This is a genomic window from Streptomyces sp. TLI_171, assembly GCF_003610255.1.
Lineage (GTDB): Bacteria > Actinomycetota > Actinomycetes > Streptomycetales > Streptomycetaceae > Kitasatospora.
Genome location: NZ_RAPS01000001.1, coordinates 1,589,722 through 1,608,025, shown reverse-complemented (window position 1 = coordinate 1,608,025; position 18,304 = coordinate 1,589,722). Strand labels below are relative to the sequence as shown.

Annotated in this window: 12 protein-coding genes; 6 read left to right on the top strand and 6 right to left on the bottom strand. The window is 74.2% G+C overall.

Annotation, left to right across the window (positions count from 1 at the left end; translation table 11 throughout):
* Positions 1–48 precede the first annotated feature (48 nt).
* Complete coding sequence (locus BX266_RS07380; protein WP_099898099.1) at positions 49–510, bottom strand: MarR family winged helix-turn-helix transcriptional regulator; 462 nt, start codon at positions 508–510, stop codon at positions 49–51.
* Positions 511–638: 128 nt separating this feature from the next.
* Between BX266_RS07380 and BX266_RS07375 the strand changes: the two genes are divergently transcribed.
* From BX266_RS07375 to BX266_RS07365, 3 genes are all read left to right on the top strand, one after another.
* A complete protein-coding gene (locus BX266_RS07375; protein WP_099898098.1) occupies positions 639–2,093 on the top strand; it encodes an MFS transporter in 1,455 nt (484 codons plus the stop codon).
* Positions 2,094–2,254: 161 nt separating this feature from the next.
* Positions 2,255–3,319: a DUF2804 domain-containing protein gene (locus tag BX266_RS07370; RefSeq protein WP_099898097.1), complete on the top strand. Its 1,065-nt coding sequence runs from the start codon at positions 2,255–2,257 to the stop codon at positions 3,317–3,319.
* 19 nt (positions 3,320–3,338) lie between these two features.
* Positions 3,339–3,773: a hypothetical protein gene (locus BX266_RS07365; protein WP_099898096.1), complete on the top strand. Its 435-nt coding sequence runs from the start codon at positions 3,339–3,341 to the stop codon at positions 3,771–3,773.
* Positions 3,774–3,782: 9 nt separating this feature from the next.
* On the opposite strand, the gene BX266_RS07360 is transcribed toward BX266_RS07365, so the two are convergent.
* Together BX266_RS07360 and BX266_RS07355 are read right to left on the bottom strand one after the other, a co-directional pair.
* Complete coding sequence (locus BX266_RS07360; protein ID WP_099898095.1) at positions 3,783–4,691, bottom strand: hypothetical protein; 909 nt, start codon at positions 4,689–4,691, stop codon at positions 3,783–3,785.
* A gap of 199 nt (positions 4,692–4,890) precedes the next feature.
* Positions 4,891–5,490 (bottom strand): hypothetical protein, encoded by a 600-nt coding sequence (locus BX266_RS07355; RefSeq protein ID WP_099898094.1) that lies wholly within the window; start codon positions 5,488–5,490, stop codon positions 4,891–4,893.
* A 154-nt stretch (positions 5,491–5,644) separates the two neighbouring features.
* Here BX266_RS07355 and BX266_RS07350 point away from each other — a divergent pair, with 154 nt between their 5' ends.
* The 3 genes from BX266_RS07350 to BX266_RS07340 all read left to right on the top strand — a co-directional run bounded on the left by BX266_RS07350 (position 5,645) and on the right by BX266_RS07340 (position 12,963).
* Positions 5,645–7,165 carry a hypothetical protein gene (locus BX266_RS07350; RefSeq protein ID WP_259464594.1) on the top strand — a complete coding sequence of 507 codons (1,521 nt, stop codon included), beginning with the start codon at positions 5,645–5,647 and terminating at the stop codon, positions 7,163–7,165.
* A gap of 283 nt (positions 7,166–7,448) precedes the next feature.
* Positions 7,449–8,330: a hypothetical protein gene (locus BX266_RS07345; protein WP_099898093.1), complete on the top strand. Its 882-nt coding sequence runs from the start codon at positions 7,449–7,451 to the stop codon at positions 8,328–8,330.
* 64 nt (positions 8,331–8,394) lie between these two features.
* Positions 8,395–12,963, top strand: coding sequence for a hypothetical protein (locus tag BX266_RS07340; protein WP_099898092.1), 4,569 nt, complete (start codon positions 8,395–8,397; stop codon positions 12,961–12,963).
* 10 nt (positions 12,964–12,973) lie between these two features.
* Here the strand turns inward: BX266_RS07340 and BX266_RS07335 are convergent, their stop codons facing one another.
* From BX266_RS07335 to BX266_RS07325, 3 genes are all read right to left on the bottom strand, one after another.
* Positions 12,974–13,582 carry a hypothetical protein gene (locus BX266_RS07335; RefSeq protein WP_143686881.1) on the bottom strand — a complete coding sequence of 203 codons (609 nt, stop codon included), beginning with the start codon at positions 13,580–13,582 and terminating at the stop codon, positions 12,974–12,976.
* A 78-nt stretch (positions 13,583–13,660) separates the two neighbouring features.
* Positions 13,661–16,489 carry an acyltransferase family protein gene (locus BX266_RS07330; protein ID WP_099898090.1) on the bottom strand — a complete coding sequence of 943 codons (2,829 nt, stop codon included), beginning with the start codon at positions 16,487–16,489 and terminating at the stop codon, positions 13,661–13,663.
* A gap of 15 nt (positions 16,490–16,504) precedes the next feature.
* Positions 16,505–18,187 carry a glycosyltransferase family 2 protein gene (locus BX266_RS07325; protein WP_099898089.1) on the bottom strand — a complete coding sequence of 561 codons (1,683 nt, stop codon included), beginning with the start codon at positions 18,185–18,187 and terminating at the stop codon, positions 16,505–16,507.
* Positions 18,188–18,304: the final 117 nt, after the last annotated feature.

Genomic DNA, 18,304 nt, shown 5'->3' with positions numbered 1-18,304 from the left:
CCGCGGGCGGCGGGGACTGACGGTCGATCAGGAGGTCAGGGGCCGGGGTCAGGCGCGCGGCCAGGGGCGGCCCTGGATCTTCTCGATGTCCCGGTTGAAGCGCTCCAGCACCTCGGCGAACGCGGCCAGGTCGTCCGCCGTCCAGTCGGTGACCACCTTGGACAGGCCCGCGATCGACCAGTCGCGGTCCTGGCGCAGGCGGCGCAGTCCCTCGGCGGTGATCTGCAGCTTGCGGGCCACCCCGCCGTCCGGGTCGGGGATCCGGTCGACCAGGCCGGAGCGGAGCATCGCGGCGGTCTGCCGGTTGACGGTGGAGGTGTCCAGTCCGAAGGCCTCGGCGAGCTGGCCGATGGTCAGCGGGCCCTCGGTCTCGATCCGGCTGAGCAGCGTGTAGGCGCTGCGCTCCAGGCTGTCGGGGCCGCTGGAGGTGCGGGCGGTGGCGAGCACCTGGTGGCGGCTGAGCAGCATCATTTCCCGCTCGATCAGGGCGAGTTCCTTGTCGCGCCGCATGCTCCTCCGTGCTCCTCCGTCCCGTGCGTCACTTTTCGGCAGCATATCCCGTCGGGCCTTTATATGTATGGTACACATTATATGCATCATGCATATGGAGCGTGAGCTAGAGAGATGAGAAGAACCCCATGAGTCAGGCACGCACCGGCCCCGTCGTCGGAGTGCTCGCCGGCGCGGGCATCGTGGTCTCGCTGATGCAGACCCTGGTCGTCCCGCTGATCCCCGACCTGCCCAACCTGCTGCACACCTCGGCGGCCAACGCGTCCTGGGCGATCACCGCCACCCTGCTGGCCGGCGCCGTCGCCACCCCGGTGCTCGGCCGACTCGGCGACATGTACGGCAAGCGCCGGATCCTGCTGGTCAGCCTCACGCTGCTGGTGATCGGCTCGCTGATCTGCGGCTTCAGCGACGCGCTCGCCCCGATGGTGGTCGGCCGGGCCCTGCAGGGCGTCGGCGCGGGCGTCATTCCGCTCGGCATCAGCATCATGCGCGACGAGCTGCCCCCGCAGAAGCTCGGCTCCTCGATGGCGCTGATGAGCTCCTCGCTCGGCATCGGCGGCGCGTTCGGCCTGCCGCTGTCCGCGGTGATCGCCCAGCACGCCAGCTGGCACGCGCTGTTCTGGATCTCCGCCGCGCTCGGCGCGCTGGTCGCCGCCGCCGTCGTGGTGCTCGTCCCCGAGTCGCCGGTGCGCTCCGGCGGCCGCTTCGACGTGGTCGGCGCGATCGGCCTCACCATCGGCCTGGTCACCCTGCTGCTCGCCATCTCCAAGGGCAGTGACTGGGGCTGGAGCTCCGGCAGCACCCTCGGCATGCTCGCCGCCGCCGTGATCGTGCTCCCGGTCTGGGGCTGGTGGGAGCTGCGCACCCAGCAGCCGCTGGTCGACCTGCGCACCAGCGCCCGCCGCCAGGTGCTGATGACCAACCTGGCCTCGGTGGTGGTCGGCTTCGCGATGTACGCGATGAGCCTCGTCTCCCCGCAGCTGCTCCAGATGCCCACCGCCACCGGCTACGGTCTCGGCCAGTCGATGGTCGCCGCCGGCCTGTGGATGGCCCCCGCCGGCCTGGTGATGATGCTGATCTCCCCGTTCTCCGCCAAGCTCTCCAAGGCGAAGGGCCCCGAGGTCTCGCTGCTGGTCGGCGCCGTGATCATCACGGCCGGCTACCTCGCCGCGCTCGGCCTGATGGGCCACGCCTGGGGCGTCCTGGTCTTCTCCTGCCTGATCAGCGGCGGCATCGCGTTCGCCTACGCGGCCATGCCCGCGCTGATCATGGGTGCCGTCCCGGTCTCCGAGACCGCCGCCGCCAACGGCCTGAACACCCTGATGCGCTCCATCGGCACCTCCAGCTCCTCCGCCGTCATCGGCGTGGTGCTGGCCCAGATGACCGTCGACTTCCACGGCCACGCCCTGCCGTCGGAGAGCGGCTTCCGCACCGCGTTCATGATCGGCGCGGGCGCGGCGGTGGCCGCCGCGCTGGTCACCCTCGCCATCCCCGGCATCCGCCGCGCGAAGGCCGCGGCCGGACAGCCCGAACCGCAGGACGGCGCCCCGCTGACCGTCGTCGAGGGCGCGGCCGCCAAGTAGTCCGCCGCTCTCCTGACGGGCCGTCCGCCCCCCGGTGCGGACGGCCCGTTCGGCTTTCCGCCGTGCGGCGTGCCGGCCCCGGGAAGACGGCCCGTCCGGCCTACCGCGGTGCGGCGCGTCGGCCTTGATCCGCCCACAGGTCGTCGAAGTAGGGTGCGCCAATGGCGACCCATGAGCGTGAGATCACCGAGCCCGTCGACCTGTGCCGCCCCGACGGCGGGCTCGACCCCGACGCGGTCGGCTGGTCGCGGACCCCGCTGCACCGCGGCAACCTGCGCGGCTGGGGCCGCACCAAACGGTGGGAGTACTGGTGCGTCACCGCCCCCGGCCACCTGCTCGCGCTCACCGTCTCCGACCTCGACTACCTCACCCTGAACACCGTCTACTTCCTCGCCTGGGACGAGCACAGCGTGCTGGAGGACCACGAGCGCACCGCGCTCGCCCCCGGCTTCCCGCGCCGCCCCACCGCCCTCCCCGAAGGCATCGCCGGTTCCGGCGGCCCGCACGGCGCGGACCTCACCGTGGGCCCCGAGCGCCCCAGCCGCCGCCAGGTCCGGGTGACGATCGCTCAGGAACCGGGCGGCACCCGGCTGCGGGCCCGCGCCGTCACCGCCGACCTGCGCACGCTGGAGGTCGACCTGCTGGTCGCGCTCCCGGACGGCCACGAGACGCTCAGCGTGGTCGTGCCCTGGGACGAGAAGCGCTTCCAGTACACCTCGAAGCACACCGCGCGCCCCGCCACCGGCACCGTCCGGCTCGGCGACCGCACGTACGCCTTCGACCAGGACGCGTGGGGCGTCCTCGACCACGGCCGCGGCCGCTGGCCGCGCTCGCTCGGCTGGAACTGGGGCGCCGCCTCGGGCCGCACCGACGGGCACACCGTCGGCCTCCAGTTCGGCGGGCAGTGGACGGCCGGCACCGGGGCGACCGAGAACGCGCTCTGCGTCGACGGCCGCCTCACCAAGCTCGGGGCCGAACTCGACTGGCACTACGACCCCGCCGCCCCGCTCGCCCCCTGGCGCATCACCACCCCGGGCACCGACCAGGTCGACCTCACCTTCACGCCCTTCCACGACCGCCGCACCCGCACCGAGGCCGGCCTGATCGCCAACCGCACCGACCAGTGCTTCGGCCACTACCGCGGGACCGTCCGCACCGATGACGGTCGGCGCATCGCCGTGGAACGCCTGCTGGGCTGGGCGGAGGACGTGCGGATGCGCTGGTAGACCGCTACCGTCCGGTCCCGTGAACGACTCCGCCTGCCCCGCGCACGGACCGGGCCTCGACCCCGCCGCCCTGGTCGGCCGCCGCCTGACCGCCGTGGTCGCGTCCTGGTACTCCTACCAGGGCGAACGCGCGGCCGAACCCGTGGTGGTCTGGCTGCGCGACGACCACGGCGGCTGCACCTTCGTCGGCACCGGCAGCGACTGGTGCCTGATCGTCCGCGACGAACTGCCGCACGGCGACGTCGACCTGGCCGAGTGGGGCCGCCTCGACGTCCGCCCCGCCCCCGGCGGCACCCCCTTCACCCCGCACCTCGGCCAGCCCGTCCTCGCCACCCGCGAGGTCCACACCCCGCACACCGGCCGCACCGCCCTCGAACTCGACTTCCCCACCGGCGCCGTCCGCTGCGAATCCTGGGACGGCGACCTCCGCCTGACGGCGGTGCGGCGCGGCTGAACCCGGGGCTCAGCCCCCGTTCTTCGAGGCTGCCAGGATCTCGGCGAAGTCCACCACGTCGGTTTTGAACGGGGCGCCGGTCTCGACCGGGGTGCCGTAGTCGGAGTAGACCGCCGTCGAGCTCATCAGGCCGGTCTTGGTCTGGAACTGCTCGACCTTCTTCACCAGCAGGTTGTCGGCGGCGACCCAGACCTCGATGTGGTCGGTGGTGATCCCGGCGGTGGTGAACTGCTGCTTGAGGCCCTCCGCCTGTTCCTGGGTCAGCCCCTGGGAGGCGGCCTGGCCGACGTCGGTCAGCGAGAGGTCGGCGGTGTACTTGGTGGCCGGGGAGCCGTTCACGCTCTCGGTCCCCGCCTCGGTGGCCTTGCCGGTCGCGATCAGGGCCCGCACCGAGGTGACCGGATCGGCGTTCTGCAGCTGGTTCTTGAGACTGTCGCCGGCCGGGCCCATCACCTTGGCGAGGTCCGCGTAGGCGTACTTGATCCAGTGGGCACCGCCCAGCTGGGCAGCCATGGCGTCGCCCATGTTGATGTACATCGCGTCGCTGAGGTAGCGGGCGGTGAAGGTGCCGTCCCCGCCCAGCTTGGCGAGGTTCTCGGCCATCGTGCCGCCCATGGCGCCGCTCAACTCGCCCTGGAGGCCGTGCTCCCAGGTGATCGCGCCGGTCATGGTGGCCTTCGTGGCGCCGAAGTCGGTGGTGGCCTCCACCTTGGCGGACTTGGCCGCGCCGGTCTTCTCGCCCACCAGCTTGAGCACTGCGGCCGGCGTCAGGTCGGCGGCCGCCGGGGAACTGCTGCCCGGCGTGCTGGGAGCCGTCGGGGCCGCGTCCCCGCCGCCGCCCTTGCCGGCGCAGGCGGTCGCGGTCAGTGCGAGCACCACGGCAGTGGCGGCGAGGAACGTACGTCCGGTGCTGATCATCTGGTTCCCCCCTGGGAACATGCCGGACGCGGTACCTCCGCGCCCGGTGGTGCTCGGGCTCGACAGGGCCTGCGTGGCGCGCCCTCGCTCTTCACCGACTCGGCCGCGCCGCCGACTCCCCACCCTTCGCATACAACGCGGCGGACTCTAGCCGACGCCATGGACAGCCCGGCGCCGGGGCCTCCGCACCGGGAGGGCCTCAGGGGGAGGGGACCACCCGGGCGAAGTCGTGGTGGGCGGCGAGGGCCTGCTGCCATTCGAGCCTGCGGATCAGCTGGTGGACGATCAGCAGCGGGACGATGCCGACGACGCCGAACGACATGTCGACGAATCGCCAGAAGAGCGGTATGCCGCGCAGCGGGCCGCAGATCAGGGCGAGCGGGACGACGCCGCCGCAGGCGATCATCGCCCAGCGGATGATCCAGACGTTGCGGACGGGGTCCTTGAGCGGGCCCCAGAACGCGGCGGCGATCACCAGGTGGGCGAAGGCGAGCCAGTCGGTGCCGTAGGCGAGGAAGGGGTGGTTGCCGTAGCCGTCGGCGACGCCCTCGCGGACGCGGTGGACCCAGGAGTCGAGGGCGGGGAGGGCGGAGTCCAGCCCGGTGGCGTCGATCAGGCGGGCGAGCAGGGAGGTCTCGGACTGGAGCGGGAAGGCGGTCAGGCCGCTGAGCACCAGGCAGACCACGAAGAGCCAGAGCCAGCGCCTGATGCGGCGTCGGACGAGCGCGGTGTCGGGAGCAGCCGCGGGGCCGGGGTCGGAAAGCGTGGAACCCGCCGGGGCGGTGGCGGTGTCGGACATGGGGACTCCCCCTCCATGACGCGGGTGCCGAGATGGCACGCGGTGTCGCGCCATGGACTCTAGACCTGAATTTGAACGTGTTCAACATGCGCGGACACCCCACCCGAAAGGGGCGTTTCGGACCTGTCTGCGGAAAGCCCTAATCTTGTCCACCGTGACCGCCATCGCAGACCAGCCCACCAGGCCCGCTCCCGGCCCGGCCGCCGACGAGGGACTCGCCCGCCGGCTCAAGGCGCTGGCCTGCACCGCCCCGCTGCACGACCTGGACAGCCGCAAGGTCAACCTGGCCGGCGAGTACGCCTCGTACACCATGGCCGAGATCGGCCTGGCCGCGATCGACCTGGTCACGCTCAACATGGACTTCGACACCGGCGCCGACCGCGACATAGTGCTGGGCCGGCTGCTGCCGCGGATCGCCGCCCAGAACCCCGGGCGGGCGCTCGCCGAGCACGAGCGGGTCGCCCGCTGGGTGCTGGAGTCGCTGATCAACGTCGGCAGCGTGGACCGCGGCTTCCGCGCCGTCTACGGCACCTTCGGCCCGGACGGCGAATACACCCGCCGCGACTACGACTTCAAGCTGATCGAGGAGGTCCCCGGCCAGGACGGCGGGGTCTACCTGCGCACCACCGACGAGGCCGTCAACGTGCTGGTCGGCGCGCTCGACACCGACGTGACCTCCGCGCAGATCGCCGCCGAGGTCAAGCTGGAGGTGCTGATCCGCCGCGGCCGCCTCGCCGATGCCCAACTCGCCGCCGAACAGGCCCGCTACCGCACCGTCCAGTACGCCGAGACGCTGCGCCGCGCCCTGGAGGCGACCCGGCGGAACGTCCGCGCGGTGGACTGGATGGAGACCGTCCCCGACCTGATCGACGAGGCGCTCGACCACATCGCGGACCGGTACCGGCACGAGAACGCGATCCTCACCAACATCCGCAAGGCCCGCGACGAGAGCGTGGACGCCGAGCACAAGCGGCGCGCCGCCGAACTGGTCGACATCGTCAAGGACTGCATCCGCCGCCACACCCAGCTGCAGACCCGCCTGCTGGAGGCGGGCCCGCTGTTCCGCGCCGAGCAGGACCGGCAGGCGTTCGCCGCACCCACCGCGCGCAGCGGCATCGACCTCTACGGTCAACTCCTCGCCCCGGTCCTCACCCTCCCGGTGGGTGACGCCACCCGGCCGACCGACGCGTTCTTCGCCCACGGCACCGGTCTGCGCACGCCCGTCTCGGTCCGGGTCGCCGACCTGATCGACCTGCTGCTCACCCCGCCGGTCGAGCGCGAGCACCTCGGCGCCGAGCTCCCCGAGCCGGACCTGGTCGCCACCCCCGACGACAGCCGCTTCTCCGAGGCCCAGCTGGAAGCCGCGCTGGAACTGCTCGACCTGCCCGCCGACGCGCCCCGCCGGCTCTCCGGCCTGCTCGCCGACGCCCGCGCCCGCGGCGCCGAACTCGACGAGGACGGCGAGGAACTCGCCTACCTGGTCGCCCTGCTCTCCGTGCACGCCGCCAGCCCGCCCGTCGGCACCGCGTACCGGCAGGGCGAGGAGCGCCTGCTGTTCGCCGTCGACGACGGCGCCCGGCTGGACGACCCCGGCTTCGGCGGCGCCGACCTGATCGTCGGCAGCGCCCTGCTGGACGCCGTGGGCATGGCCGCCGACCGCAAGGACGCCGTATGACGCCCTCAACCAGCCGCACCCGTCCGGAGACTGATCACCAGCCACCCCGGGCCCACCCCCGCGGGGAAGCGGCCCACCGGCCTGCTCCGCGCGGCCTCCGCCCGGGCGCCGACTGCCGGTCCGCTCGGCGCGGTGTCCGCCGGAGAATCGGGGGCCGGTCTGTTGCGCGCGGCGGCTGCCTGGTCGCCGGCCGGTCGGCGGCTCTGCGCCGCTTTCGCCCGGGGGCCGATCAGGCGGCTGCCCTGTGCAGCGTTCGCACCACCCGTACCGAAGGAGTAGCCGGATGACCAGCACCAGCGAGGCGTGGGCGCCGCAGGACGTCGAGCCGGCCGTTGCCGCGCCCGCGCCGATCAGCCCGGCGGACGTCGCCGAGGCGGCCCGGCTGGTCTCCTTCGGCCTGCAGGCGAAGCTGCTCCCGGCCCGGGACGCCGAGTACGCCGAACTGGTGCGCCGCTACCGGGAGGACCCGCCGTTCGGCCGGCTCGCCGACGCCGTCGCGACCGGCATGGGGCTGGTGGTGCTGGAGGTCTCGCCGCGGGCCGGCATGGCGGTGGCCGCCGCCGAGGACTCGGTGTTCGCCGTGCGGATGGGCGACTACTCGCGGCGCGCCGCCTCCGAGTCCACCGACCGCTTCCTGCACGGCCTGGCGCACCTCGCGGTGGCCGCGCTGGCCTTCCCCCGGCCCGAGGACCTCGCCGACGACGGCTACCTCGGCCGGGTCACCGTCAACGGCGTGGACGCGTTCGTCCGGCAGGCCTGCCGCCGGCTGGAGGAGCGCGCGGAGGCCGAGGGCGCGAACACCGACCCGGCCAGCGACGCCCCGGGCCTGGAGGCGGCCTGGCGGGTCTGGGCCCGCCGCTCGGCGACCGGCGCGACCAAGGACGCCCGCCGACTGGCCGGCTCCACCACCGGCATCGTCTCCAAGGCGGTGTCCTTCCTGGTCGACTCGGGCTTCCTGCAGAAGACCTCGGACGACGCCGGCGGCACCTACCGCACCACCGCCCGCTACCAGTTGCAGGTCCGCGACCTGGCCGGCGGCGCCGCGATGGCCGAACTGCTGGACCTGGGCGTCGTCCCGGTCAGCGACGGCACCCCCACCCTGGCGCCGCCGGACGAGACCGACGACCTGGTCGCCGACGCCGGCCTGCCCTTCCACGCCCTCTGACGCGCCGCACCCTGACGCACCGTCGACAACGCCTGCACCGCAAGCTCCAGGAGAACCACCGCACATGTACGAGCTGAACCGGGTCCGCCTGTACTCGATCGGACCGGCGGGCGCGCGCTACGCCGACACGGTGCTCGACCTGCGCGGTGTCGGCGAGCCGGTGCCCGAGCCGCAGCCGCAGCAGATCGGCCTGTTCGGCGAGGAGCCGGAGGGCCCGCAGCGCCGCCCCGCACCGGCCGGCGTGCTGTTCCTGGAGAACGGCGGCGGCAAGTCGGTGCTGCTGAAACTGATCTTCTCGGTGATGCTGCCCGGCCACCGCAACACCCTGGGCGGCGCGTCCTCCGGCGTGCTGCGCAAGTTCCTGCTCGCCGACGACTGCGGCCACGTCGCCCTCGAATGGCAGCACACCATCACCGGCGAACTGATCGTGGTCGGCAAGGTCAGCGAGTGGCGCGGTCGCCAGGTCTCCTCCGACCCGCGGAGGTTCGCCGAACTCTGGTACTCCTTCCGGCCCGGCCCCGGCCTCACCCTGGACGCCCTGCCGGTCGCCGAGCGCCCCAGCCTGGCCGGCGACCAGAGGACCCGCGGCCGTCGCCGCACCATGAAGGGCTTCCGCGACGCCCTCACCGAGGCCGCCAAGGCCCACCCGTACCTCGACGTCACCTTCGAGGAGATCCACGACCGCTGGAACGAGCACCTCGGCCTGCTCGGCCTCGACCCCGAACTCTTCCGCTACCAGCGCGAGATGAACGCCGACGAGGGCGAGGCCGCCGGCCTGTTCGCGGTCCGCAACGACGCCGACTTCACCGATCTGCTGCTGCGCGCCGTCACCGACACCCGGGACACCGACGGCCTCGCCGACCTGGTGCACGGCTTCGCCGCCAAGCTCGGCCGGCGCGCCGAACTCACCGCCGAACGCGACTTCACCGCCGGCTCGGTCGACCTGCTGCAGCGCATCGTCGACGCCACCGCCGCCCGGGAGACCGTCCGTGAGGGCCACCGCGCCGCCGAACGCCGCACCCGCAAGCTGGCGCTGTCGCTCTCCGCCCGCTCCACCGTGGAACGCGACCGGGTGCACGACCTGGCCGTGGAGGTCGCCGCCGCCGCGAGCGCCGTCACCGCCGCCGAGACCGACCGCACCCGGCACTCCCTGATCGTCTCCGAGCTGAGCTACCGGCACGCCACCCTCGGCCTGGAGGCCGCGACCGCCGAAGCCGCCCGGCTGCGCCGTGAACTCACCGACGCCCGCGCCCAGTTCGCGGCCTGGCAGGCCGCCGAGGCGGTGCTGCGGCACCGCGCCGCCGCCGACCGGGCCAGCCGGGTCGCCGCCGCCATCCGAGAGGCCGAACTCGACGCCGCCCCCGCGCTCGCCGCCCGCGACCGGGCCGCCGGCGCGCTCGCCCGCGCCCTCGAAGCGGCCGCCGCGAGCGCCGAGACCCGCGCCGACCAGGAGGAGCTGCGCGCCGGCGAACTGCAGCAGGACGGCTCCACCGCGCAGGCCGAGGCCACCGCCGCCGCGACCGCCGCGCAGAAGGCCCGCTCCGAGGCCGAGCACCTCCGCCAGCGCCTCACCGAGGTCGAGCAGGAGACCGCCGCCGCCGTCGAGGCCGGCTGGATCGACGACTCCGGCGCCGAACCCGACCCGGCCCGCGCCGCCCTGCACGCCGCCGACGCCGAACGCGCCGCCACCGAGGCACTCGAACAGGCCCGCGCCGCCGCCGAGTCGAGCGCCGCCCGGGTCCGCGAGGCCGCCGCCGCCGAGGCCCGCACCGAACTCGCCGCCGCCCGCGCCGCCGACGCCCGCACCGCCGCCGAACGCGCCCTGGCCGCCGAACAGCGCACCGCCGCCCAGCTCGCCGCCGAACCCCGGCTCGCCGAACTGCTCGCCCTGACGCCCTACCAGGACGGCGCCGAGGAGGCCGAAGGCTTCCTGACGCCCCGTCAACTCGACGCCAGCGCCGAGGACCTGCGCGAACTGCTCGACCAGTCGGTGGCCACCGCCGAACGCACCCTGTTCGACCTGCGCACCGCCGCCGCCGACGACTCCCGGATCCTCGCCGCGCTCGGCGACGGCGGACTGCTGCCGCCCGGCCCGGACGTCCTCGCCACCGTCGAGTACCTCGGCGAACAGGGCATCCCCGCCCTGCCCGGCTGGCGCTACCTCGCCCAGTCCGTCGACCCCGCCGACCACGACGCGATCCTCGCCGCCCGGCCCGAACTCGTCGACGGCGTCGTGGTCACCGACCCGGCCTCGCTGGACCGGGCCCGCGAGGCCCTCGCCGCCGCCGCGCTGCTGCCCCGTTCCACCGTCGCCGTCGGCACCGCCGCCGCGCTGATCGCCCCGATCGAGGGCGAGCCCGCGTTCTTCCTGGTGCCGCCGAACCCGGCCATGCACAACGAGACCGCCGCCGACGACGAACGCCGCGAACTGCGCACCCGCGCCACCGCCCGCGAGGAGCACATCCGCGAACTCGCCGCCCGGCTCGGCGGCGACCGCGCGCTCGCCGCCCGGCTCGCCTCCTGGCACGCCAGCTGCCCGCCCGGCACCCTCGCCGAACTCGCCGAGACCGCCGCCGTCGCCGCCGAGCACGCCGAGACCGTCGCCGCCGAACTCGCCACCCTGCGCGCCGACCACGCCGAGGCCGAGACCGAGCACCAGGCCGCCGCCGCCCACCACGAGGAGTGCCGGGAGACCGCCCAGCGCACCCGCCGCCGCGCCGACGCCCTGGCCGGCCTCGCCTTCCGCCTGCGCGAACGCGCCAACTGGACCCGCCGGCAGCGCGAACTCGCCGACGACGCCGCCGAGTGCGAACGCCGCCAGAGCGTCTGCACCGAACGCGCCCGCACCTGCGACGAGGACCGCCGCGCCGCCCAGCGCGCCGCCGACGACGCCCGCCGCACGGCCCGCACCCTGCGCGCCGAACGCGCCGAGATCGCCGCCGCCGACATCGCCGAAGCCGCCGCCGAGACCCCCGCCTCGCTGCCCGCCCTCCGCGAGGCCTACCGGGCCGCCGCCCAGCTCTACGAGAAGGTCGGCGTCGGCGCCGACCTGCGCGCCGAGCAGGCCCGCGCCGAAGGCGACGAAGCCGCCGCCGCCACCGAGCTGGACCGCCTCAGCAACAAGGTCAAGGCCCGCGCCGAAGAACTCCTGGCCAGCCCCGACGGCGCCGACGGCCCCGCCCGGCAGGCCGCCGCCGCCCGCGCCGAGGAACTCGTCACCATCATCGAAGCGCGGTCCGGCGCCGCCGCCGAGGAGGTCGGCCGCCTGCGCGGTGACGCCGAGCGCTCCGCCCCGGTGAACGGCGAAGCCCACACCGAACTCCCCGAGGACCTGCTCCCCGCCGACCCCGACCACGCCCAGGCGCTGTTGCGCACCGCCACCGCGCTGCTCGCCGAACGCCGCGAACGCGTCGACTTCGCCCGCACCGAACACGGCGACCTGCAGCGGACGCTGGACCAGGCGCAGGCCGCCGCCGCCGACTTCGAGGAACTCGCCGGCCAGCTCCGCGACTCGCTGCGCGACAACGGCGAGGAGGGCGACACCACGGCCGACGCCTACCTCGGCGGTCTGGCCGCCGCCCGCGCCGCCGTCACCGACACCCGCCGCGCCATGCGCAGCGCCGCCACCGAACTCACCGGCGCCGAACTGGCCGTCCGGGACGCCTCCGACGCCCTCGTCCGGCACGCCAACGCCGCCCGCTACGAGGCGGTCCGCACCCCCGCCCGGCAGCAGATCCGCGAACTGCCCGCCGCCGCCCTGCCCGACCACGCCGCCGCCTGGGCCGCCGCGTTCGCGCCCCGGCTGCGCGTCCTCACCGACGAGCTCGCCCAGCTGGAACGCAACCGCTCCTCCATCGTCGACCGCCTCCGCGGCCTGGTCGAGACCTCGCTCGCCACGCTGCGCGCCGCCCAGCGGCTCTCCCGGCTCCCCGAGGGCCTCGGCGAGTGGTCGGGCCAGGAGTTCCTGCGCATCCGGTTCGACGACCCCGACCACGCCGTGCTGGTCGAACGGCTCGGCGAGGTCATCGACGAGGCCACCCGGTCCGCCGTCAAGAAGAACTCGGACCTGCGCCGGGACGGCATGTCACTGCTGCTCCGGGGCGTGGGCGCGGCGATCGGCCCGAAGGGCGTCTCGGTCGAGATCCTCAAGCCCGACGCCGTGCTGCGCGCCGAACGGGTCTCGGTCGGCCAGATGTCGGACGTCTTCTCCGGCGGCCAGCTGCTCACCGCGGCCATCGCCCTGTACTGCACGATGGCCGCCCTGCGCGCCAACGACCGCGGCCAGTCCCAGCTCCGGCACGCCGGCACGCTGTTCCTCGACAACCCGATCGGCCGCGCCAACGCCACCTACCTGCTGGAGCTGCAGCGCGCCGTCGCCGACGCGCTGGGCGTCCAACTCATCTACACCACCGGCCTGTTCGACACCACGGCGCTCGCCGAGTTCCCGCTGGTGATCCGGCTGCGCAATGACGCCGACCTCCGCGCCGGCCTCAAGTACATCTCGGTCGAGGAACACCTCCGCCCGGGGCTGCCCGCCCCCCAGGACCCGGACGGCCCGACCATCCACGGCGAGATCACCGCGACCCGGATGTTCCGCAAGCCGGAGCAGCCGAGCGGCGAGGCCCGCCCCTGACGGTTCCGCCTCACAGTGCCTTGAGCGGTTGGCCGGCCTTGAGCGTCACCGGGATGCGGCCGGCCACCGCCGTGAGCGCGGCCTGCACGGCGGCGGACTTCGCCGAGGCCTCGTCGGTCTCGACCAGCAGGCCGGTCGCGTGCGGGGCCATGGCCGCGCTGAAGACCGGCGCGGGAAGTTTCGCCGCCATGACCGCGTCCATCGCCCGGTCGATCTCCGCCTTGCTGAACGGGCAGGTCGCCACCCGGACCCGGCCGGTGTCGACCTCGGGGTGGGCCCGCTTCGCGGCGTCCACCAGGGCCCGCCCCCGGGCCGGGTCCGTCACGTACAGCGCGACCTCGTTCTGCTCGTTCTCCAACTCCAGTGTCCCGTAGGCGTCGTGGAACGCCCCGCGCCCCTGTTCGCCCAGCGCCGACGCGAGGTCCGACAGCCCGGGCCGGGACATCGGGGTACTCCCGGCGCTGGGCGTCGGCGTACTCGGCGGCGGCGCGGACGTCGCCGGTGCGCCCACCGGCGCCACCGCCGTCCCCGCCCGTTCGGCGCCCTTCGACCCGCACCCGGTCAGCGCGACCGCACCGGCCACCGCCAGCACCACCAGGCCCGGACGGACAATCCTCATCGGTCTCCCCCTCGTCGTACGGAACGTCCCCGGTCCGACGCACACGGACCGGGGACGGTTCCTGTCGAGGAGGGGCGGTCACCCCCGCGCGGAGACCGTCACCGAGGCAACCTTCATCGGGTGGCCGGGCTCGGTTGCCGCGCTGGGTGAACTGCCGTACGCGGCAGGCAGGTTGCCGCCGACGGCGACGTTCAGGATGAGGAAGACCCCGTGGTGGACGGCCTGGTCCCAGGCGGCCGGGTCGACCTGGTCGGCGGTGACCTGGTAGTACTGCGTGCCGTCGCGCAGCCAGCGGACCTGTTCGGGGCTGGTCGAGCGGTCGATCTCCACGGTGTAGGTGTGGAAGGCGCCCCAGCAGTCCGCGCAGGCCTGTTCGCCGGAGCCGAGGCCGCCCGGTTCCCGGCAGGGCCCGCCCGGGGTGGTGCCGCAGTGCAGGGTGCCGAACACGCCGCGGCCGCCGACCGATTCGAGGACGTCGAACTCGCCGACGCCCGGCCAGCCGGTGTACCCGTCCCGGAGCGTGCCGCCCAGCGCCCAGAACGCGGGCCAGTACCCGGCCGCGGCCTGTCCGTTGACGGCGGGGAGGGCCAACTCGGCCTCCAGCCGCAGGATTCCGCCGACGGGGGCGGCCAGGTCGGCGCGCCGGGTCTCGATCCGGCCGGAGGACCAGCGGCCGGCCGCGTCCCGGGTGGGCACGATCTCCAGCGAACCGCGGCCGTCCAGGCGGACGTTGGCGGTCGAGTCGGTCATGGTCTCCAGCTCGCCGGTGCCCCACTGGGCGGCGGGGCAGCCCGGGTAGCAGGTGCCCAGGTCGTACTGCCAGACGGCCTCGGAGGGCCGGGAGCCGGCCGGTCCGTCGAACGCGTCGTGCAGCAGGGTGGCCCAGCCGTTGCCGAACACGCCCGCTTCGCTGAGGAGTTGGTCGAGACGTGCGGTGAGGACCACGGCCGCGGCGTTGGTCAGGTGGGAGTCGTCGCGGTACAGCAGGACGTGTTCCAGGACGGCCGGGCAGCTGGGCCCGCTGCCCGGGCAGAGCACCGAGTCGACCTCGATCGAGCGGACGCCGGGGAAGGTCCCGGCGGCGATCTCCTCGGCGAGCGGGTCGGCCCACAGGCCGTCGGCGCGCGGGAAGTCGCAGGCGGACGTGGTGTCGGGGTGTCCCGAGACGCAGGCGGGGACGTCCCGGCCGGGGATCGGGGTGTCCTGCAGGTAGACGATCGGGACGTTCAACTCCCGCAGCGGGGCGAGGGTCTGCTCCCAGCCGTGCAGCAGGGCCGCCCGGTCGGCGGTGTACCGGTTGAGCGTCGAGACCACGATCAGCTTCGGCTTCGGGCCGTCCTTGAGCCGGGCCAGGGAGTTCGCCCGCCAGGTGTCGCACTCGTGGTAGGTGCGACCCAACTGCGGGTTGGTGACCGTCAGTTCGGGCAACGGGCAGCCCTGCTTGACGAGTTCCTCGACGGACAGGTGGTGCTGGGCGGCGATGCCGAGGACGGCGGAGAACCACTGTCCGGCGTGCGAGTCGCCGAGCAGCACGATCCGGTCCTCGCCGGCGCCGAAGCGGCAGGGCGGGCTGGTGGTGTCGGCGGGGTCCACCTCGCAGGCGCCGTCCGGCGGGAAGTCCTGCCGGGCCTGCACCGGGTTGGGCACGGTCGGGGCGTCCGCGGGCGGTGCGGCGGCCAGCAGGCTGTGGCCGTCGCGGGCGCCGGGCGGCAGGCCGGCCGGGTCCGGGGGAGTGGCGGGGCCGAGGCCCCGGATCGTGCCGGTGCCGACGACCAGGGCCAACAGGACCGGGAACACCACCGCGGTGAGCCCCAGGGACAGTCCGCGGCGCGGAATCTCGCCGAGCACCACGCTGCGGCGCAGCGGCTGCTCCAGCCAGCGCAGGGCGGCGAACGCGGGCAGCGCGGCGGCGGCGGTGAGCGCGACCTTGACCGTCCAGGGCAGGGCGCCCCAGTGGGCTTCGGCGAGCACCAGCACCGGCCAGTGCCACAGGTACAGGTTGTAGGAGAGCCGCCCGACCGCGCGCGGCGCGCCGCGCGCCAGCAGCCGCCCGACCAGGTGCTGTTCACCGGCCAGGACGATCGCGGCGGTGCCCAGGGTCGGCGCCAGCGCCGCCACCCCGGGGTAGGGCGTGCGGCCGTCGTACAGCAGGACGCAGGCGAGTACCGCCGCCATGCCGCCGAGTCCGAGCAACTCCCGGACGGCTCGCGGCAGTGGACCGACCGGCAGGAGCGCGATCAGCGCTCCGGCGGCGAACTGCCAGGCCCGGGTGGGCGTGGAGAGGTAGGCGCCGGCGCTCCAGTGCAGGGAGAGCCAGAAGGAGGCGGAGCCGAGCAGCAGGGTCAGGCCGAGCAGGGTGCGCCGCCGCCAGGCCCAGCGGGCGGCGAGGGCCAGCAGCGGGGCCCAGAGCAGGTAGAATTGCTCCTCGACGGCCAGCGACCAGAAGTGCAGCAGGGCGCTGGGGTCGTGGCCGGCGGCCAGGTAGTCGGTCTGTTCGGCGATGAAGCGCCAGTTGGCGAGGGACAGCGCGGAGGCGAGCACGTCGCGCTCCAGGTCGGCGCGGCGCAGCGGCGCGGTGAGCAGGGCGCCGAGCACGGCGACGGCGGCGAGGACGACGGCGGCGGAGGGCAGCAGTCGGCGGGCGCGCCGGGAGTAGAACTCGGCGAGCCGGACCCTGCCGGTGTTCGCGGTCTCGGTGCGCAGCAGGCCGGTGATCAGGTAGCCGGAGACGACGAAGAAGACGTCCACGCCGACGAAGCCGCCGGCGAAGCCGGGGACGGCCGCGTGGAAGGCGAGCACGGCGAGGACCGCGACGGCCCGCAGGCCCTCGATGTCGGGTCTGAACCTCGGTCGTTCCACGGGTGGTCGGTGGAGCGTGACGGTGAGCGGGGCGGTGCTGGTGGACACGGGAGCGTGGACCTTTCAGCCCAGCCAGGGCAGCATCGGGGCCACCCAGCCGGAAGCGAGCAGGGCGATCAGGGCGAGCGTGCTCGTGACGGCGAGGGCCTCGGGCCAGCGCCTGGGCCGCATCGCCGGGCGGGCCCCGGGTTCGGCGCCGGCCGCCGGGGCGGCCGACCGGGCGGCGCGCGGCCGCAGTTCGGCGTACAGGTCGCGGATCAGCGGGACGCCGAGGTGCAGTTGCACGACCAGGTACAGGGCCAGGCCCCAGGTGGTGTGCCAGCCGTGCAGGTAGGTGGCGGCGGCCACGCCGGCGGCGGTGGCGACCAGCGTGCCGGCCGTCCACAGCAGGGAGACCAGCAGCACCTTGCGAGCCATCCCGCCGGAGCGGCCGGACCGGGCGACGCCGGTGGGCACCCAGGCGGCGCTGCGGCCGCGCAGGGTGTGCCAGTAGGCGGTGGCGGCGGCGAAGCTCATCAGGACGTTGGCGCGCAGCACTTCGGAGCGCCAGCGGGTGCGGCTGACCCGGGGCAGCAGCACGTGCCACAGCCAGAGCAGCGAGAGCATCGGCAGCACGTACCAGGCACGGACCTCGCCCGGGTAGGCGAACAGCATGACCAGTGGCGGCAGCGGCGCGGTGAGCACGTTCACGGCGGCGGCCAGGTAGCCGACGATGCCCTCGTCGAAGCAGCGGCGCATCCGCCAGGTCATCGCCCGCCGGGTCGGCCGGTCGCCGATCAGGTGCAGGTTCCCCATCGCCCACCGGTACTGCTGGTTGACGAAGCTGGTGGTGGACTCGGGCGAGGTGCCCTTGGCGACCAGCACCGGCACGTACCGGGTGGTGAACCCCCGCTGGTGCAGGGCGAGTCCGGTGTACATGTCCTCGCTGTGGTCGAGCCGGGCGAAGCCGCCGGCGGCGTCGATCGCGGCGCGCCGGTAGACCGCGTTGGAGCCGCAGCAGATCGCGGCGTCGGAGGCGTCGCGGCTGGGCTGCACCCAGCGGAAGAACCATTCCTGGGCGGCTCCGGCGGCGCGCTGCACCCAGCCCATCTCGGCGTGCGTGTCGAAGCACTGCGGGCTCTGCACGATGCCGACCTTCGGGTCGCCGAAGTACGGCAGCAGGTGCTGCAGCAGGTCCGCGCGGGGCGCGAAGTCGGCGTCCAGGATGGCGATGTACTCGGCGCTGCTCAGCGTCAGCGCGTGGTTGAGGTTGCCGGCCTTCTTGAACTCGCCGCGGTTCGGCCGCACCACGTAGTGGAATCCGAACTCGGCTGCCAGTGCTGCGACTTCGGGCCGATCGCCGTCGTCGAGCACCCACACGTCCAGGGTGCCGGGGTAGTCCGTGCGGGCGACCGCGCGGTAGGCGTTCTCGAGGATGTCGAGCGGCTCGCCGCAGGTCGGCAGGTAGAGGTCGACGGACGGCGGTTCGGCGGGCTGCCAGGCGGCGGCGAGCAGTTCGTGGCCCGCCCGGGTGAAGCGGCGGCGGCGCAGCCCGTTCAGGCAGGTCAGCGCCAGGGCGACGACGTTGATGCCGAGGACGGCGAGGAACGGCCAGAGGGCCGGGGTGCGCAGCGCGAAGCTGAACATGGTGGCCGCGCTGACCACGAAGGCGAGCGCGGAGAGCAGCGGGACCCAGCGGCGCTGAGGCCCGAAATACCAATAGAGCTCCTGATCGGATGGCGGTGACGGAAGGTGATTGACAGTCATTGGGCCCCCCACGGCCGGACATTGACACCTGTCGCCGGTCAGATTACCCGATTGGTATAGACCAAATGACCACGAGGGATGAACAGTGGCGCAACTCCGGTGAAGGCTGCGTGACCA